Consider the following 16,932-nt stretch of genomic DNA (forward strand, 5'->3'; position numbering starts at 1 on the left):
GTTGACATAAGCATATCTTTATGTGATCTGCGGGCAAGAAACGGGATCGATGACGCTATGACCGACACATTCGACCAACTCTTCGGGCCGCTAACCGAGGGCCGGTCTCCGGCGGAAGCGGCTGCCGCGCTGCGCAAGGCGGCGGGCGAACGCATTCTCGTGCTCGACGGTGCCATGGGCACCGAGATCCAGCTGCTTGGCCTCGGCGAGGATGATTTTCGCGGGCATCGCTTCGGCGCCTGCGAATGCCATCTGCAGGGCAACAACGACCTTCTGAACCTGACGCAGCCCAAGGCGATCGAGGAGATCCATTATTCCTACGCCATCGCCGGCGCGGACATTCTGGAAACCAACACCTTCTCCTCGACCTCCGTCGCCCAGGCCGACTATCAGATGGAGGCGGAAGTCTATGAGCTGAACCGTGACGGCGCGCGGCTTGCCCGCCGCGCCGTCATCCGCGCCGAACAGGCCGACGGCAAGCGCCGCTTCGTCGCCGGCGCGCTCGGGCCCACGAATCGCACGGCGTCGATGTCACCGGATGTCAACAATCCCGGCTATCGGGCTGTTTCCTTTGACGATTTGCGGATCGCCTACGGTGAGCAGCTGCGCGGACTGATCGACGGGGGTGCGGATCTAATCCTCATTGAGACGATCTTCGACACGCTGAACGCCAAGGCGGCGGTCTTTGCCTGCGAGGAAATCTTCGCGGAGAAGGGTGTGCGCCTGCCGCTGATGATCTCCGGCACGATCACCGACCTGTCGGGCCGCACCCTGTCGGGGCAGACGCCGACCGCCTTCTGGCATTCGCTGCGCCACGCCAGGCCCTTCACCATCGGGCTCAACTGCGCGCTCGGCGCGGCGGCGATGCGCGACCATCTGGCGGAAATTTCCGGCGTCGCCGATACGCTCGTCTGCGCCTATCCGAATGCCGGCCTGCCGAACGAGTTCGGCGAGTACGACCAGAGCCCCGAGGCGATGGCGAAGGAGGTTGCTGTCTTTGCCGCAGAGGGGCTGGTCAACGTCGTCGGCGGCTGCTGCGGCTCGACGCCGGACCACATCAAGGCGCTGGCGGAGGCGGTGACCGGCTATCAGCCGCGCCGGGTTCCCAAGATCAAGCCGCTGATGCGCCTGTCGGGCCTGGAGCCTTTCACGCTGACGCCGGAGATTCCGTTCGTTAATGTCGGCGAGCGCACCAACGTCACCGGCTCGGCGAAATTCCGCAAGCTGATCACCGCCGGCGATTTCGCCGCGGCGCTCGACGTCGCCCGCGACCAGGTGGCGAACGGCGCGCAGATCATCGACGTCAACATGGACGAGGGCCTGATCGACTCCAAGCAGGCGATGATCGAGTTCCTCAATCTCGTCGCCGCCGAGCCGGACATCGCGCGGGTGCCGGTGATGATCGATTCCTCGAAGTTCGAGGTGATCGAGGCGGGGCTGAAATGCGTCCAGGGCAAGCCGCTGGTCAACTCGATCTCGATGAAGGAAGGCGAAGCGGCGTTTCTGGAACAGGCGCGGCTGGTGCGCGCCTATGGCGCGGCGGTCGTCGTCATGGCGTTCGACGAAAAAGGCCAGGCCGACACGATCGAGCGCAAGGTCTCGATCTGTTCGCGCGCCTACAAGCTGTTGACGGAAGAAGCCGGTTTTCCGCCGGAGGACATCGTCTTCGATCCGAACATCTTTGCGGTCGCGACGGGCATCGAGGAGCACAATGGCTACGGCGTCGACTTCATCGAGGCGACGCGCCAGATTCGCGAGACCCTGCCGCATGTCCATATCTCGGGCGGCGTGTCGAACCTGTCCTTCTCGTTCCGCGGCAACGAGGCCGTGCGCGAGGCGATGCACGCCGTGTTTCTCTACCACGCCATCCAGGCGGGGATGGACATGGGCATCGTCAATGCGGGTCAGCTGGCGGTCTATGACTCCATCGATGCGGAACTGCGTGAGGCCTGCGAGGACGTCGTGCTCAACCGCAGCGACGACGGGACCGAGCGGCTTCTGGATCTGGCCGAGCGCTGGCGCGGGCAAGGCGGCCAGGAGGCGAAGGCGAAGGACTTGACCTGGCGCGAGAAGCCGGTGAACGAACGGCTCGCCCATGCGCTGGTCAACGGCATTACCGAATATATCGACGCCGACACCGAGGAGGCGCGGCAGGCCGCCGAGCGCCCGCTGCACGTCATCGAAGGGCCGCTGATGGACGGCATGAACATCGTCGGCGACCTGTTCGGCGCCGGCAAGATGTTCCTGCCGCAGGTGGTCAAGTCGGCGCGCGTCATGAAGCAGGCGGTGGCGCTTCTGCTGCCTTACATGGAGGAGGAGAAGCGGCTGAACGGCGGCGAGGGACGCAAGAACGCCGGCAAGATATTGATGGCGACGGTCAAGGGCGATGTCCACGACATCGGCAAGAACATCGTCGGCGTCGTCCTCGCCTGCAACAATTACGAGGTCATCGATCTCGGCGTCATGGTGCCCTCGGCGAAGATTCTGGAGATCGCGCGGAAGGAGCAGGTCGACATCATCGGCCTGTCCGGTCTGATTACGCCGTCGCTCGACGAAATGGCGCATGTCGCCTCCGAGATGGAGCGCGAGGGCTTCGACATTCCGCTCTTGATCGGCGGGGCGACGACCAGCCGCGTGCATACGGCGGTGAAGATCGATCCGCGCTATGACCGCGGCCAGACGGTCCACGTCAACGACGCCTCGCGCGCCGTCGGCGTCGTATCCAACCTTCTGTCGGCGGAGGCGAAGTCAGGCTTCGTCGACGGCATTCAGGCGGAATATCGCAAGGTGGCCGAGGCGCACGAGAAGGGCGAACGCGATAAGCAGCGCCTGCCACTGGCCAAGGCCCGCGCCAACGCCTTCCAGCCCGATTGGGCGGCTTTCGAGCCGACCGCGCCGTCCTTTACTGGCGTGAAGGTCTTCGACAATTGGGATCTGGAAGAGCTGTCGCGCTATATCGACTGGACGCCGTTCTTCCAGACCTGGGAACTGAAGGGCCGCTATCCGGCGATCCTGGAGGACGAGAAACAGGGGGAGGCGGCGCGGTCGCTGTTTTCCGACGCGCAGGCGATGCTCAAGCAGATCATCGCGGAGAAATGGTTCCGGCCCCAGGCGGTGATCGGCTTCTGGCCGGCGAACGCTGTCGGCGACGATATCCGGCTCTACACCGGCGATGACCGCCAGGACGAGATCGCGACCTTCTTCACCTTGCGCCAGCAGCTTGCCAAGCGCGGCGACCGGCCGAATCTGGCGCTGGCGGATTTCGTCGCACCGAAGGACAGCGGCAAGGCGGACTACGTCGGCGGCTTCGTCGTCACGGCCGGGATCGGGGAGGAGGCAATCGCCAACCGCTTCGCCAAGGCCAATGACGACTATGCCTCGATCATGGTGAAGTCGCTCTCCGACCGTTTCGCCGAGGCCTTTGCGGAGTTGATGCACGAGCGGGTGCGCCGGGAGTTCTGGGGCACTTCGCCCGACGAGGCCTTTTCGCCGGACGCGCTGGCTGGCGAGCCCTATGCCGGCATCCGGCCGGCGCCTGGCTATCCCGCCCAGCCCGATCATACCGAGAAGGCGACTTTATTCCGGCTGCTCGACGCGGAAGCGAAGATCGGGGTGAAGCTGACGGAAAGCTACGCCATGTGGCCGGGGTCGTCGGTATCTGGCCTTTATATCGGGCATCCCGACTCGTATTATTTCGGGGTCGCCAAGGTCGAGCGCGATCAGGTCGAGGACTACGCCCGTCGCAAAGGGATGGCCGTCGGCGAGGTCGAGCGCTGGCTGGCGCCGGTGCTGAACTATGTTCCGAAATCGGCGGAAGCGCCGCGGGCGGAGGCGGCCGAATAGGCGGGGCAATCCGGATACATGACGATCGCCGTGGAGACCCAACCCACCTTTGCGGCGCGCCCAGCGCGAAAATTTCTCACAAGCGAGCGGGAATTTGGAACGCACGACGCTGCGATGCGGTATCGTGGGGACTATATACTGTCGGGACGATCATAGAGGCGGCGAAGTCGCGGGCGGTGCGGCAACTGTTTCTCCCGACAATCGGGATGGAAGAGCCGGCGGCAGACGGGGCGCGAGCGCTTACGCCGGGTGGGCGGATCGCTGTGAGTAGTGCAACGCGCCGATTGCGAATGGAAAAGGACGAAACCCGATGAGTTCTCTCGCTCTCCAGATGGAACGTGCGCCGGAAACCGCCTTTCCCATTCCGGCAGGCGTCTTCGCCGAGACCGTCACGTCGGTCACGCACTACACGGACAGCTTGTTCTCGTTCCGCATCTCCCGGCCGCAGAGCTTCCGGTTCCGCTCGGGCGAATTCGTCATGATCGGGCTGCCGAACGCGGAGAAGCCTGTTTTTCGCGCCTATTCCATCGCCAGCCCATCCTGGGACGAGGAACTGGAGTTCTTCTCGATCAAGGTGCCGGACGGTCCCCTGACCGAGCATCTGCAGAAGATTACCGTCGGCGACACCGTGCTGATGCGCAAGAAGTCGACCGGCACACTGGTGCTCGATGCGTTGAAGCCCGGCAAGCGGCTGTTCTTGTTCTCGACCGGCACCGGAATTGCGCCGTTTGCGGGCGTCGTCCGCGACCCCGAGACCTACGAGAAGTTCGAGCAGGTGATCCTCACCCAAACCTGCCGGTTCGAGGCCGAACTGGCTTACGGGCGGGATCTGGTCGAGGCGGCCCGCTCGGACGAATTGATGAGCGAGTTTATCGGCGACAAGCTGCTGTTTCACGCGAGCGCGACGCGGGAGGGCGAAACCCGCCGTCACCGGATCACCACGCTGATCGAGACCGGTCGCCTGTTCGACCAACTCGGCATTCCGCCACTCGATCCGACCGACGACCGGGCGATGATCTGCGGCTCCATGGCGATGCTGAAGGATACAGAGAGACTGCTCGACGCACGCGGCTTCGTGGAAGGCGCCAACAGCCGGCCGGAAACCTATGTGGTGGAGCGGGCGTTCGTCGACTGAGGCGGGCTGCTCAAGCCGACAGCGTCGTCGCCGGCGCTGCTTGACAGGATGCGCCGGGAGCGGCACGGCGACTTTATGAGCCAATCTCCCCACACCGGCCTGAAGGTCGTGGAACTCGCGCGCATCCTGGCCGGACCGTGGATCGGTCAGACGCTGGCCGATCTCGGTGCTGACGTGATCAAGGTGGAGAGCCCAGCCGGTGACGATACGCGCGGCTGGGGACCCCCTTTCATCGAACGGGACGGCGAGCGGACGGCCGCCTATTTCCACGCCTGCAATCGGGGCAAGCGGTCGGTGGTGGCGGATTTTGCCACCAAGGAGGGGCGGGCGCAGGTTCGCGAATTGGCGTCCGAGGCGGACGTTCTGATCGAAAATTTCAAGGTCGGCGGCCTGAAGAAATACGGCCTCGACTACGACAGCCTCAAATCCGTCAATCCACGCCTCGTCTATTGCTCGGTCACCGGCTTCGGCCAGGACGGACCCTATGCGGGCCGGGCCGGCTACGATTTCATGATCCAGGGCATGGGCGGAATCATGAGCCTGACCGGAGCGCCGGACGGCGAGCCGCAAAAAATCGGCGTCGCCTTCGCCGATATCTTCACCGGGCTGTATGGGACGATCGCCATCCAGGCGGCGTTGGCCGATCGCGAGCGGACGGGCCGCGGCCAGTTCGTCGATATGGCCCTCTATGACTGCATGGCCGGAGTCCTCGCCAACCAGGCGCTGAACTACTTCGCCACAGGGGTCGCGCCGCGACGACTCGGCAACGCCCATCCCAATATCGTGCCCTACCAGGTCTTTCCGGTCGTCGACGGCCACCTCATCGTCGCCTGCGGCAATGACCGCCAATTCGAGCAGCTCTGCGGCGTGCTCGGATTGGGTGATCTGGCCATGGACGAACGCTATCGGACCAACGAGGCGCGGGTCGCGAACCGCGACGCGCTCACGCCGATCCTGACGGCGACGATCGCTGCGCGGACGCGCGACGACCTCCTGGCGGGACTCGAGGCGGTCGGAGTGCCGGCCGGACCGATCAATGATGTCGCGGGCGTTTTCTCCGATCCGCAAATCCTGCATCGAAACATGAAGATTGCGCCACAAGGCATTGCTGGTGTTCGTACTCCGATCGTTTACGGAGACGCCGAACTTTCCCTGGACCGGCCGGCGCCAAAGCTCGGCGAGCACCAGGGCGCGCGCTTCGGCCTCGCCGCTGACTAAGCCGGCGGATCAGGCAAGGTGGCAGTTTTCCGGCGCGCAATCCGCTCGCTGGCCACGCTTGAGATGGATGCCTCGGTAGGGACCATTTGCGATCTCGGGATCGACACAATCGGCCTCCACAGCGGGCGGACTCGCGTCAGCCCGGCGCAGGCTCCGCGCGTTAAGCACTGGTTAACCCCATCCCGCTTAGATCGCCGTAGCAACCGAAAATTAACCGAGATGACCAAGACCCTAACCGATACCCGCCCGATCCGACTCAAGGGCCGCTCGTTTCTCGCCCTCGTTCTCGCGCCGGAACTTCCCTTCGACGCGTGGCTGACCCGGCTCGACGACCTTGCCGCCCGCTCCACCGGTTTTTTCCTGGGGCGGCCGATCGTGCTCGACGTCGACGGGCTCGATATCGACCAGCCGCAGTTGAAGGAGCTGATCGGCGAACTCGGCGAGCGCAGTGTGCGGATCATGGGGATCGAAGGCGCGCGCGCGTCGCTGCTCGGCTTCGGTATGCCGCCGGCGATGAAGGGCGGCAGACCTGCCGCCGATTTCGAACCACCGGTGGCTGAGTCCGCGCCGAAAAAGACGGAATCGACGAAATCCAAGACGGCGAGCAAACCGGCCACCGCGCAGGCACCCGACCCGCAGCCGGTCAAGGCGATGCCGTCGATCATCATTACGGAGCCGGTGCGTTCCGGCCAGTCGGTGATCTTTCCCGAGGGCGACGTGACCATTCTGGGATCGGTGGCATCGGGGTCGGAGGTCGTCGCCGGCGGTTCGATCCACGTCTACGGAACGCTTCGGGGCAGGGCGATGGCGGGATCTGTCGGCAACGCTTCGGCGCGGATCTTCTGCCGCAAGCTCGAAGCCGAGCTGGTGGCGATCGACGGTCTCTACAAGACGGCCGAGGACATGGAACCGACATACCGCGGCCAGGCCGTCCAGGTCTGGCTCGAAGGCGATACGATCAAGGCGGAAATTCTGGGCTGAGGCTGCAAGCGGCCGGAAAGCAGGAGAGCGAGATGGCAAAAGTAATCGTGGTGACCTCGGGCAAGGGAGGCGTTGGCAAGACGACCTCCACCGCCGCGCTAGGGGCGGCGCTGGCCCAGCGCGGAGAGAAGACGGTGGTCGTCGATTTCGACGTCGGCCTGCGCAATCTCGATCTCGTCATGGGAGCCGAGCGGCGCGTGGTCTACGACCTCATCAACGTTGTCCAGGGCGACGCGAAGCTGACGCAGGCGCTGATCCGCGACAAGCGTCTCGAGACGCTCTTTCTGCTGCCGGCCTCGCAGACGCGCGACAAGGACAACCTCACGTCCGAGGGCGTCGAACTGGTGATGGAAGAGTTGAAAAAGACCTTCGACTGGGTGATCTGCGACAGTCCGGCCGGCATCGAACGGGGCGCGACACTCGCCATGCGCCATGCCGACGTCGCTGTCGTCGTCACCAATCCGGAAGTGTCTTCGGTGCGCGACTCGGACCGGATCATCGGTTTGCTCGATTCCAAGACCGCCAAGGCGGAGCGCGGCGAGCGGATCGAGAAACATCTGTTGTTGACCCGCTACGACCCCGCCCGTGCCGAGCGCGGCGACATGCTGAAGGTGGAGGACGTTCTCGACATCCTGTCGATCCCGCTCCTCGGCATTATCCCCGAGAGCATGGATGTGTTGCGGGCGTCGAATCTCGGAACGCCGGTGACGCTTGGCGAGAATCAGAGCGCGCCGGCTCTCGCCTACAGAGACGCCGCCCGTCGCCTTGCCGGCGAACAGGTGCCGATGTCGATACCCGGCGAGAGGCGCGGCCTGTTTGGCAAACTCTTCGGACGGAGGGCGGCATGAGCCTTTTCAGTTTCTTCAGCAAACAGACCTCGGCGCCGATGGCGCGCGAGCGCCTGCAGATACTGCTCGCGCACGAACGGGCGACGGTCGGGCACTCCGATCTCGTGGCCCTGCTTCGGGAGGAAATTCTGGCCGTCATCGCCAAGCATGTGCAGGTCGATGGCGACATGGTGAGCGTTAAAATGGATCGCGGCGAGAACGTTTCGACCCTCGAGGTCGATATCGAGATTCCCACGACCGCCAGCGTGCGGGCGGCCTGACGGCCGCACGCCCAACGAGCCCACCGCACGCGATCGCGGCGGCTCCCGACAGGAAAAGGAGACCAGCATGAGCCGAGTAACCCTCCTGGAGCGGTTGAAGGAACTGCAGCAGACGCCGAAGTTCCAGAACCGCGACATTCGCACGATCAGCTCCATTCTCTCGACCGAGGCGCTGGCCAAGCACGTCGAAGCCTGCGAGCAGGCCGCCGCGCGCTGACGCCAGCTTCCTTCCATCGAACACCATCGAGCGGCCCGGCTGCGCATTGCGCGGCCGGGCCGCGATGCGTTTCGGACATCCTGTTTGCGCGCGAAATCGCTTGCGCCATGGGTCGCGATCGCTACTGTGACGAATTGAGCGGACATGGGCGAAATGCCCGATCCGCTCGAAGGACGGTTCCCCGGCTGCCAAGCGGCTGGGGCGAAGAGGGAATGCGACGGGCCGACCCAAGCAGGGGGCCTTCATCGTAGCCGACCCCGCGACTGTAGAGCGGCGAGGTCGTCACCGCCGACCCGTTCCGACGATGTCACCAGCATCGGCGGACGGATCGGAAAGCCACTGAAGCTTCGGCTTCGGGAAGGCGAGGCGGCGACTGAAGACCCGTGAGCCAGGAGACCTGCCGGCCTTGGAAACCGCCGCAATCTCGCGGCCGTCACGGAGGTTGATATGACTGCAACGACCTATAGCATCGCCCAAGCCGAAGCACCGACGCGTATCGCGACCGGACTCGCCGCGTTGGTTCTCGGAGCGTTTTTCGTCTTCGGCATCGGTTTCGCCCATTCGGCGGCGGTGCATGATACGGCGCACGATGTCCGGCATTCCTACGGATTCCCCTGCCACTAAGCATTGGTTGCCCGGCTGCCATAGTGCAGACCGGGCTTTTGCTTTTTCGTATTGTTCAAAGCCGCCCGACCTCGTCGGCGCGGAAGGGGTATCGTTATGGTTGTAAGATTTTTGTTGGCCGCGCTGGTTGCCGGCCTGTTTGTCGGTGTCGTGATGACGCCGGTGCAATATCTGGGCGTGGTTCCGCTCATCCTCCAAGCCGAGGAATACGAGAGCGGGACGGCAGGACACGAGGCGGCCGGTGCCGATCTCGGCGGCCCGACGGAAAGCCGGCAAGTGTCGGCGCTGTTCGGCGGCGAATTGGTTCTCGCCAATGACCACGAGACGGCGGTGCAGGCGGACGACGAAACGGCGGGCGTATCTCCATTCTTCGGCCGCCTACTTGGCACGTTGTCGGCGAATATCGTGGCGGGCGGCGGCTTCGCGCTGATCCTTGCCGCAGTCAGCCTGCTCACCGGCCGCGCGATCACCCGGTCGAACGGCGTTCTATGGGGTTTGGCGGGCTTTGCGACCGTGGGGCTGGCGCCCGCGCTCGGACTGCCGCCGGAACTGCCGGCGATGCCGGCGGCGGACCTGTTCGAGCGGCAGGTCTGGTGGGCCGCCGTCGTCGCGCTGACGGCCGGCGCGCTCTACCTTCTCGTGTTCCGACGCGAGCTGTGGGCCACATTGGCCGCAATCGTGATGCTTGCCGTGCCGCATGTAGTCGGCGCACCGCATATCACCGACCTGACGAGCCCGGTTCCGCCGACCCTTGCGGCGGAGTTCGCGGTCATTTCGCTGGCGACGACGGCCGTGTTCTGGGTCCTGCTGGGGCTTGGCATTGGCCTCGCGATGGACCGGTTCGGGACGCGCGCGGCGTGAGTATCGCGCTCGGCGATGGCGTCACTCTCGTTCTTGGCGGAGCCCGCTCCGGCAAGAGCGCCCTTGCCGAGCGACTGGCCGAAGCAAGCGATCTTGCTCCCGTCTATCTCGCGACGGGCAGGGCTTTCGACGCCGAGATGGAGGCGCGCATCGGCGAGCACCGGGCGCGTCGAGGCAACAGCTGGCGAACGGTTGACGTGCCACTCGATCTGGTTGCCGCGATCGGATGCGAAGCCGGGCCGGAGCGCGTGGTCCTCGTCGATTGCCTGACGCTGTGGCTGACCAACCTCATGATGGAGGGGCGTGCGGTCGAGGCGGAATGCCAGGCGCTGGTCGACTGCCTCGCCGCGAGGCTTCCAGGTCCGGCGATCCTCGTTTCCAACGAGGTCGGGCTCGGGATCGTGCCGGAAAACGAGATGGCCCGTGATTTTCGCGATCATGCGGGCCGATTGCACCAAGCGGTTGCGGCGGTCGCGGCGAAGGTCCTCTTCGTCACCGCCGGCCTACCGATGATATTGAAGGGCTGATCGCCGACCGCCAAGGTCGAGGCGATCGCGACAACGGAGGCACTCCATGCAGGGCCAGAAGATTCCCGCCACCGTCATCACCGGGTTCCTCGGAGCCGGCAAGACGACGCTGATCCGCAACCTTCTGCAGAATGCCGGGGGGAGGAAGATCGCGCTGATCATCAACGAGTTCGGCGATCTCGGCGTCGATGGTGACATCCTCAAGGGTTGCGGTATCGAAACGTGCAGCGAGGACGACGTTGTCGAACTGACCAATGGCTGCATCTGCTGCACCGTGGCCGACGATTTCATCCCGACCATGACCAAACTGTTGGAGCGCGAGCGCGTACCCGATCACATCGTCATCGAAACCTCGGGTCTCGCCTTGCCGCAGCCGTTGGTCGCGGCCTTTAACTGGCCGGAGGTGAAGACGCGGGTGACCGTCGACGGTGTCGTTACGGTGATCGATACAGCGGCGGTCGCTGACGGCCGCTTCGCCGACGATGAGGTGAAGGTCGCGGCCCAGCGGGCGGCGGACGCGAGCCTCGATCACGACAACCCGTTGGAGGAGTTGTTCGAGGACCAGATCGCAGCAGCCGACCTTATCGTCCTCAACAAGGCCGATCTGGTCGACGCGCCGACATTGGAACGGGTGCGGCGTGAGATCGGGCAGAAGAGCACGCGCGCAGTGAAGATCGTCACCGCGGAGGGCGGCAAGCTGCCGGCGGACGTGTTGCTCGGCATCGCGGCCGGCACGGAAGACCTCATCGCCGAGCGCAAATCGCATCACGAGTTGGAGCATGAAGGGCACGACCACGACCATGACGAGTTCGAGAGCTTCGTCGTCGACGCCGGCACTGTTCCTGATCCCGCGACCTTCGCAAAGGGTCTGTCGCGACTGATCGCGACCCACGACATCTTGCGGCTGAAGGGTTTCGCCGACGTGCCGGGCAAGCCGATGCGGCTGGTCGTGCAGGCCGTCGGCAAGCGTATCGAAACCTATTTCGACCGTGCCTGGACACCCGGCGAAACCCGGGCCACGCGTCTTGTCGTCATCGGGCTGCACGACGGCCTCGACGCGGTGCGGATCGAGGCCGAGATTCAGGCGCTGGCCGGCAGCGCGGCAAAAGAAGCCGCCGAGTAGCGGGCGCTTTCCTTGCATCTCCTTCTCGCCCAGAAAGGCACGATCGACGACGGCGGCGATGCGGTGGACCTCGGCCAGTCGCCGGCCGATGTCGTCGTGCTGTCAGCGGCCGACACGGAGATCGCCAGCCTTGCGGCGGCCGCCCGGCGCCTCGGGGCTGCGGCCCCGACGCTGCGCCTCGCCAATCTCCTGCGTCTCAAACATCCGATGTCGGTCGATGTCTATGTCGAGCGAACGTTGCGCCACGCCAAGCTCGTCGTGGTGCGGCTGCTCGGCGGCGCGGCGTACTGGCCCTACGGGCTGGACGCGCTGCTCGCCAACGCGCAGGCGAGCGGAGCCGCGCTCGCCGTCTTACCCGGCGACGACAAGCCGGATCAGGGGCTCGACCACTACACCACGATTCCGATCGCCGAGCGCGACCGGCTCTGGCGCTATCTGGTCGAGGGCGGCGCGGCGAATGCCGGGAAATTCCTGGAGGGCTGCGGCGCGATCCTGGGCGGCGGCGAATGGCCGGCCGAGCCGCAACCGCTGTTGAAGGCTGGGGTGCTGGAGATTGGTGCTGGAGTATCCCGCCCCTCCGACCATTCTTTCCCGAAGGCGTCATCCTCTGACGGTGGTCATCCCGGCCTTGAGCCGGGATCCATGCCTCAACGTATGGACACCCATCTGGACCGCAACGGCAGCGAAGGCGGCTTGGAATGGATCCCGGCTCAAGGCCGGGATGACGAAGCAGAGGGAAAGCCCCTCGCGGCGATCGTGTTCTACCGGGCGCTGGTGCAGAGCGGGCAGACCGAGCCGGTCGAGGCGCTGGCGCAGGCGCTGGCGGCGCGAGAACTGGAGGTGCTGCCAATCTTCATTTCCAGCCTGAAGGACCCGGTGTCGATCGAGACGGTGCGGGCGCTGTTTGCGGATCGGGCTCCGGACGTCGTCGTCAATCTGACCGGCTTCGCGGTGTCCTCGCCGGGCGGAGAGCGGGTTCCGACCGTTCTCGAGGAACAGGGGGCGGTCGTCTTGCAGGCGGTTCTCGCGAGCGGGTCGGTGGAAAGCTGGAAGACATCCGCGCAAGGGTTGTCGGCCCGCGATCTGGCGATGAGCGTCGCGCTGCCGGAGGTCGACGGCCGGGTGCTGTCGCGTGCGATCGCCTTCAAGTCGGCCGGCGAATGGGACGCGCTAACCGAGACGGACATCGTCGCGCACCGCTCGGTGGCCGACCGGGTGGCGTTCGTCGCCGAGCTCGCGGCCCGTTGGGCGCGGCTGCGGCGGAAGCCTGTTTCGGAGAAGCGGGTGGCGATCCTGCTCGCCAACTATCCCAACCGGGACGGGCGGCTCGGCAACGGGGTAGGGCTCGACACGCCGGCCGGGACGATCGAAGTGCTCGAGGCGATGGCGGCGGCGGGCTATCCGGTGGCGGACGTACCGGAGACCGGCAACGCGCTGATCGATCATCTGATGGCCGGGCCGACCAATGCCGGCACGGCGATGCGGGAGGTGCGCGAGACGCTGTCGGTAGCGGCCTATCGACGCTTCTTCGCGGGACTGCCGGAAGCCGTGCGGTCGGCGGTGACGGAACGCTGGGGCGCGCCGGAGAACGACCCGTTCGTGGTGACGCATCACGGCGGGACGGCCTTCGCGCTACCGCTGGCGTGTTTCGGAAAGACGCTGGTCGGCATCCAGCCGGCGCGCGGCTACAACATCGACCCGAAAGAGACCTATCACTCGCCGGACCTCGTGCCGCCGCACAATTATCTGGCGCTCTACGCCTATCTCAGGACCGAATATGACGTGGACGCCGTCGTCCATATGGGCAAGCACGGCAATCTCGAATGGCTGCCGGGCAAGGCGCTGGCGCTGTCGGAGGGCTGTTTTCCCGAGGCGGTATTCGGGCCGCTGCCGCATCTCTACCCGTTCATCGTCAACGATCCGGGCGAAGGCACGCAGGCCAAGCGACGGACCAGCGCCGTCATCATCGACCATCTGACGCCGCCGCTGACGCGGGCGGAAACCTACGGGCCGCTGCGCGACCTGGAGGCGCTGGTCGACGAATATTACGAGGCGGCTGGCACGGACCCGCGCCGGCTGACGCTGCTGAAGGGGCGCATTCTCGATCTGGTCCGCGACATCGGCCTCGATCACGATGCCGGGATCGCGGCGAAGGACGCCGAGGAGACGGCGCTGGAAAAGCTCGACGCCTATCTTTGCGACCTGAAGGAAATGCAGATCCGCGACGGGTTGCATGTCTTCGGACTGGCGCCGGAGGGGCGGCTGTTGACCGATCTCGTCGTGGCGCTGGCGCGGCTGCCGCGCGGGACGAAGCCGGGCGAGGCCTCGCTGCACCGGGCGATCGCCGCGGATCTGTTTAGCGCAGAGGGGCAGGGGGAAAACGACCCCTCACCCGGCCGCTTCGCGGCCACCCTCTCCCCAAAGGGGCGAGGAATGGCGGACGTGCCTGGGGCGTTGGTGCAAGTGCGCCATTCTTCTCCCCATCGGGGAGAAGGTGCCGAGCAAANCTCCCCAAAGGGGCGAGGAATGGCGGACGTGCCTGGGGCGTTGGTGCAAGTGCGCCATTCTTCTCCCCATCGGGGAGAAGGTGCCGAGCAAAGCGAGGCGGATGAGGGGGCGCCGTTCGATCCGCTCGACTGCGACATGGCGGCGCCGTGGGAGGGGCCGCGTCCACAGGTTCTCCATGGCCTGTCCACGGACCCGTGGCGGACGAACGGCGATGCGGTGGAGCGCATCGAGCTGCTGGCGGCCAAGCTCGTCGGGGGCGAGATCGTGCCGCGACCGGAGTGGCAATCCACAGGCGCGGTGATGGCGGATGTGACGGCGCGGCTGAAGCCGGCGGTGACGGAATCGGGGTCGGCCGAGATCGCCGGGCTGCTGGCCGGGCTTTCCGGCCGCTTCGTGCCGCCGGGGCCGTCCGGCGCGCCGACGCGGGGACGGGCGGACGTCTTGCCGACGGGCCGCAACTTCTTTTCGGTCGACACCCGCGCGGTGCCGACCGAGGCGGCCTGGCATCTTGGCGCGAAGTCTGCCGAACTCCTGGTGATCCGCCACCTTCAGGATCACGGCGAATGGCCAAGTTCGATCGGGCTCACCGCCTGGGGCACGTCCAACATGCGCACCGGCGGCGACGATATCGCACAAGCGCTGGCGCTGATCGGGGCGAAGCCGGTCTGGGACCGCGCCTCGCGCCGCGTCACCGGCTACGAGATCGTGACGCTCGCCGAACTCGGGCGGCCACGGGTCGACGTGACGCTGCGCATTTCCGGTTTCTTCCGCGACGCCTTTCCGGACCAGATCGCGCTGTTCGACCGGGCGGTCCGGGCGATCGGCGCGCTGGAGGAGGAGGCCGGCGACAACCCGATCGCCGCGCGGATGGCGGCCGAGCGGCAGGCTTTCTTGGCGGAAGGACAGTCGCCGGAGGAGGCGGACAAGCGCGCCGGCTTCCGGATCTTCGGATCGAAGCCCGGTGCCTACGGGGCGGGACTGCAGGCGCTGATCGACGAAAAGGGTTGGGACGACAAGAGTGATCTGGCGGAAAGCTATCTCGTCTGGGGCTCTTATGCCTATGGCGCGGACGCCGAAGGCGAGGCCGAGCGAACGAGTTTCGAGACGCGGCTTGCCGGCATCGAGGCGGTGGTCCAGAATCAGGACAATCGCGAGCACGACCTTCTGGATTCCGACGATTACTACCAGTTCGAGGGCGGGATGACGGCGGCGGTGGAGCATGTCTCCGGCACACGGCCCGTCGTCTATCACAACGATCACTCGCGGCCCGAGCGGCCGGTCGTGCGGACGCTGGAGGAGGAGATCGGCCGGGTCGTCAGGGCCCGCGTCGTCAACCCGAAATGGATCGCCGGCATCATGCGTCATGGCTACAAGGGCGCCTTCGAGATCGCCGCGACGGTCGACTATCTGTTCGCCTTCTCGGCGACGACGGGCGCGGTGCGCGATCACCATTTCGATGCGGTCTATCAGGCCTTCGTCGCCGATGAGGACGTGCGCGGCTTCATGCTGGAGAACAACCCGAACGCCTATCGCGAGATGAGCGACAGGCTGGCAGAGGCGATCGACCGGGGCCTGTGGACGCCGCGCTCCAACTCGGCGCGCGCCGAGCTGGGTGTTATGGACGGGCTGGATGATGCGGAAACGGAGAGCATAACATGACCGACAAGGCCAAGATCACGGACGGAATGTCGGAGGAAGACCTCGACGCCCGCCATGCCGAGAAGATGAAGAAGAAGAAGGCGGCGCGCGACAAGATCCTCGCCACCAAGACGATCGAAAAGGGCCTGCTGATCGTCCACACCGGCAAGGGCAAGGGCAAGTCGACGGCCGCCTTCGGCCTCGTCTTCCGGGCGCTCGGCAACGGCATGAAGGTCGCCATCGTGCAGTTCGTCAAGGGCAAGTGGGAGACCGGCGAGCGCAAGGTGCTGGAGCATTTTCCCGATCAGGTGACGATGACCGCGATGGGCGATGGCTTCACCTGGGAGACGCAGGACCGCCAGCGCGACATCGCCGCCGCGAAGGCCGCCTGGGAACGGGCCAAGGCGCTGATCATGGATGACGAGCATCAGCTTGTGCTGCTCGACGAGCTGAACATCGTCCTGCGCTACGACTATCTCGACATCGCCGAGGTGGTCGAATTCCTCAAGGGCAAGCCGGCGATGAAGCATGTCGTCGTCACCGGCCGCAACGCCAAGGACGAACTGATCGAGATCGCCGACCTCGTGACCGAGATGGAAATGATCAAGCACCCGTTCCGGTCCGGCGTGAAGGCGCAGGTCGGGATCGAGTTTTAGGGGGTTAAGGGTCGGCTTTTGGTATGACGGCACCGGCTGTGAACTACTTCTTTGGGAAGCTCCCCGCCCGGATCATGACATCAGCAACAGAGAATCCGACATCGGATCCCCTTAAGTCAGTTGATGGGATGACAATGATGGAGCGGGCCGAAAAATAGCCCGTATCTGATTTAATCACCAACGGACCTCGGCAGAACAAATATATTCCAATGTGATTTGGGGGGGGGTGTTTCTTGCAATTTGAGTACACTTCACCGCAAACTGAAATTGAAGCGGCCTTCGGAGAATTTTACTGTATAAACGCTTTCGGATCAGTTTCCGTTGGGGACGACGAGCGATTCATCGATTTCCTCCGTAAAGCCGAGGTTCCTCCGCGAACTAGGGGAATGTCCCGGTCTCTGTTGAAACTCTGAAGTGGGCGGCGTTGCCCGCCTTGAGCCGTTAGGCTCGGGGTGCCGATTCCACTGAGGAGAGCAACGCCATGAAGAAAGAT

13 protein-coding genes and 1 riboswitch are annotated in these 16,932 nt (G+C 65.1%); all 13 genes read left to right on the forward strand.

The genetic code is table 11. From position 1 onward, the window contains the following. Window positions 1–57: 57 nt before the first annotated feature. The 13 genes from metH (at window position 58) to cobO (ending at window position 16,439) form a co-directional block, all read left to right on the forward strand. The gene (gene metH, locus VQ045_RS08910) at window positions 58–3,843 is read left to right on the forward strand and encodes a methionine synthase (protein ID WP_331829861.1); all 3,786 of its coding nucleotides are present in this window, start codon (window positions 58–60) and stop codon (window positions 3,841–3,843) included. Between the two features lie 310 nt (window positions 3,844–4,153). Next, entirely contained in the window at window positions 4,154–4,978 is an 825-nt protein-coding gene (locus VQ045_RS08915) for a ferredoxin--NADP reductase (RefSeq protein ID WP_331829862.1), read from the forward strand. A 75-nt stretch (window positions 4,979–5,053) separates the two neighbouring features. Then, on the forward strand, window positions 5,054–6,196 hold the full coding sequence (locus VQ045_RS08920) for a CaiB/BaiF CoA transferase family protein (protein ID WP_331829863.1): 1,143 nt from the start codon (window positions 5,054–5,056) through the stop codon (window positions 6,194–6,196). 219 nt (window positions 6,197–6,415) lie between these two features. Further along, a complete protein-coding gene (gene minC / locus VQ045_RS08925; RefSeq protein ID WP_327623543.1) occupies window positions 6,416–7,177 on the forward strand; it encodes a septum site-determining protein MinC in 762 nt (253 codons plus the stop codon). Between the two features lie 32 nt (window positions 7,178–7,209). Continuing rightward, window positions 7,210–8,025 carry a septum site-determining protein MinD gene (gene minD, locus VQ045_RS08930; protein ID WP_327623544.1) on the forward strand — a complete coding sequence of 272 codons (816 nt, stop codon included), beginning with the start codon at window positions 7,210–7,212 and terminating at the stop codon, window positions 8,023–8,025. After that, window positions 8,022–8,285 carry a cell division topological specificity factor MinE gene (gene minE, locus VQ045_RS08935; RefSeq protein ID WP_327623545.1) on the forward strand — a complete coding sequence of 88 codons (264 nt, stop codon included), beginning with the start codon at window positions 8,022–8,024 and terminating at the stop codon, window positions 8,283–8,285. Before minD ends, minE begins: the two co-directional genes overlap by 4 nt. 67 nt (window positions 8,286–8,352) lie before the next feature. Continuing rightward, window positions 8,353–8,502, forward strand: coding sequence for a hypothetical protein (locus VQ045_RS08940; RefSeq protein ID WP_327623546.1), 150 nt, complete (start codon window positions 8,353–8,355; stop codon window positions 8,500–8,502). Window positions 8,503–8,659: 157 nt separating this feature from the next. Further along, a riboswitch (cobalamin riboswitch) is annotated at window positions 8,660–8,921 on the forward strand. Window positions 8,922–8,949: 28 nt separating this feature from the next. Beyond that, entirely contained in the window at window positions 8,950–9,126 is a 177-nt protein-coding gene (locus tag VQ045_RS08945; RefSeq protein ID WP_327623547.1) for a CbtB domain-containing protein, read from the forward strand. A gap of 96 nt (window positions 9,127–9,222) precedes the next feature. Next, window positions 9,223–9,987, forward strand: a complete 765-nt coding sequence (locus tag VQ045_RS08950; protein ID WP_331829864.1) for a CbtA family protein — start codon at window positions 9,223–9,225, stop codon at window positions 9,985–9,987. Window positions 9,988–9,989: 2 nt separating this feature from the next. Next, on the forward strand, window positions 9,990–10,514 hold the full coding sequence (cobU, locus tag VQ045_RS08955) for a bifunctional adenosylcobinamide kinase/adenosylcobinamide-phosphate guanylyltransferase (protein WP_331829867.1): 525 nt from the start codon (window positions 9,990–9,992) through the stop codon (window positions 10,512–10,514). Between the two features lie 46 nt (window positions 10,515–10,560). Then, complete coding sequence (gene cobW / locus VQ045_RS08960) at window positions 10,561–11,637, forward strand: cobalamin biosynthesis protein CobW (RefSeq protein WP_331829865.1); 1,077 nt, start codon at window positions 10,561–10,563, stop codon at window positions 11,635–11,637. Window positions 11,638–11,649: 12 nt separating this feature from the next. After that, window positions 11,650–15,804: a cobaltochelatase subunit CobN gene (gene cobN, locus VQ045_RS08965; protein ID WP_331829866.1), complete on the forward strand. Its 4,155-nt coding sequence runs from the start codon at window positions 11,650–11,652 to the stop codon at window positions 15,802–15,804. Then, window positions 15,801–16,439: a cob(I)yrinic acid a,c-diamide adenosyltransferase gene (gene cobO, locus VQ045_RS08970; RefSeq protein WP_327645939.1), complete on the forward strand. Its 639-nt coding sequence runs from the start codon at window positions 15,801–15,803 to the stop codon at window positions 16,437–16,439. Before cobN ends, cobO begins: the two co-directional genes overlap by 4 nt. Window positions 16,440–16,932: the final 493 nt, after the last annotated feature.

The organism is Aurantimonas sp. E1-2-R+4 (assembly GCF_036549515.1).
In the GTDB taxonomy this organism is placed as follows: Bacteria; Pseudomonadota; Alphaproteobacteria; order Rhizobiales; family Rhizobiaceae; genus Aurantimonas; species Aurantimonas coralicida_A.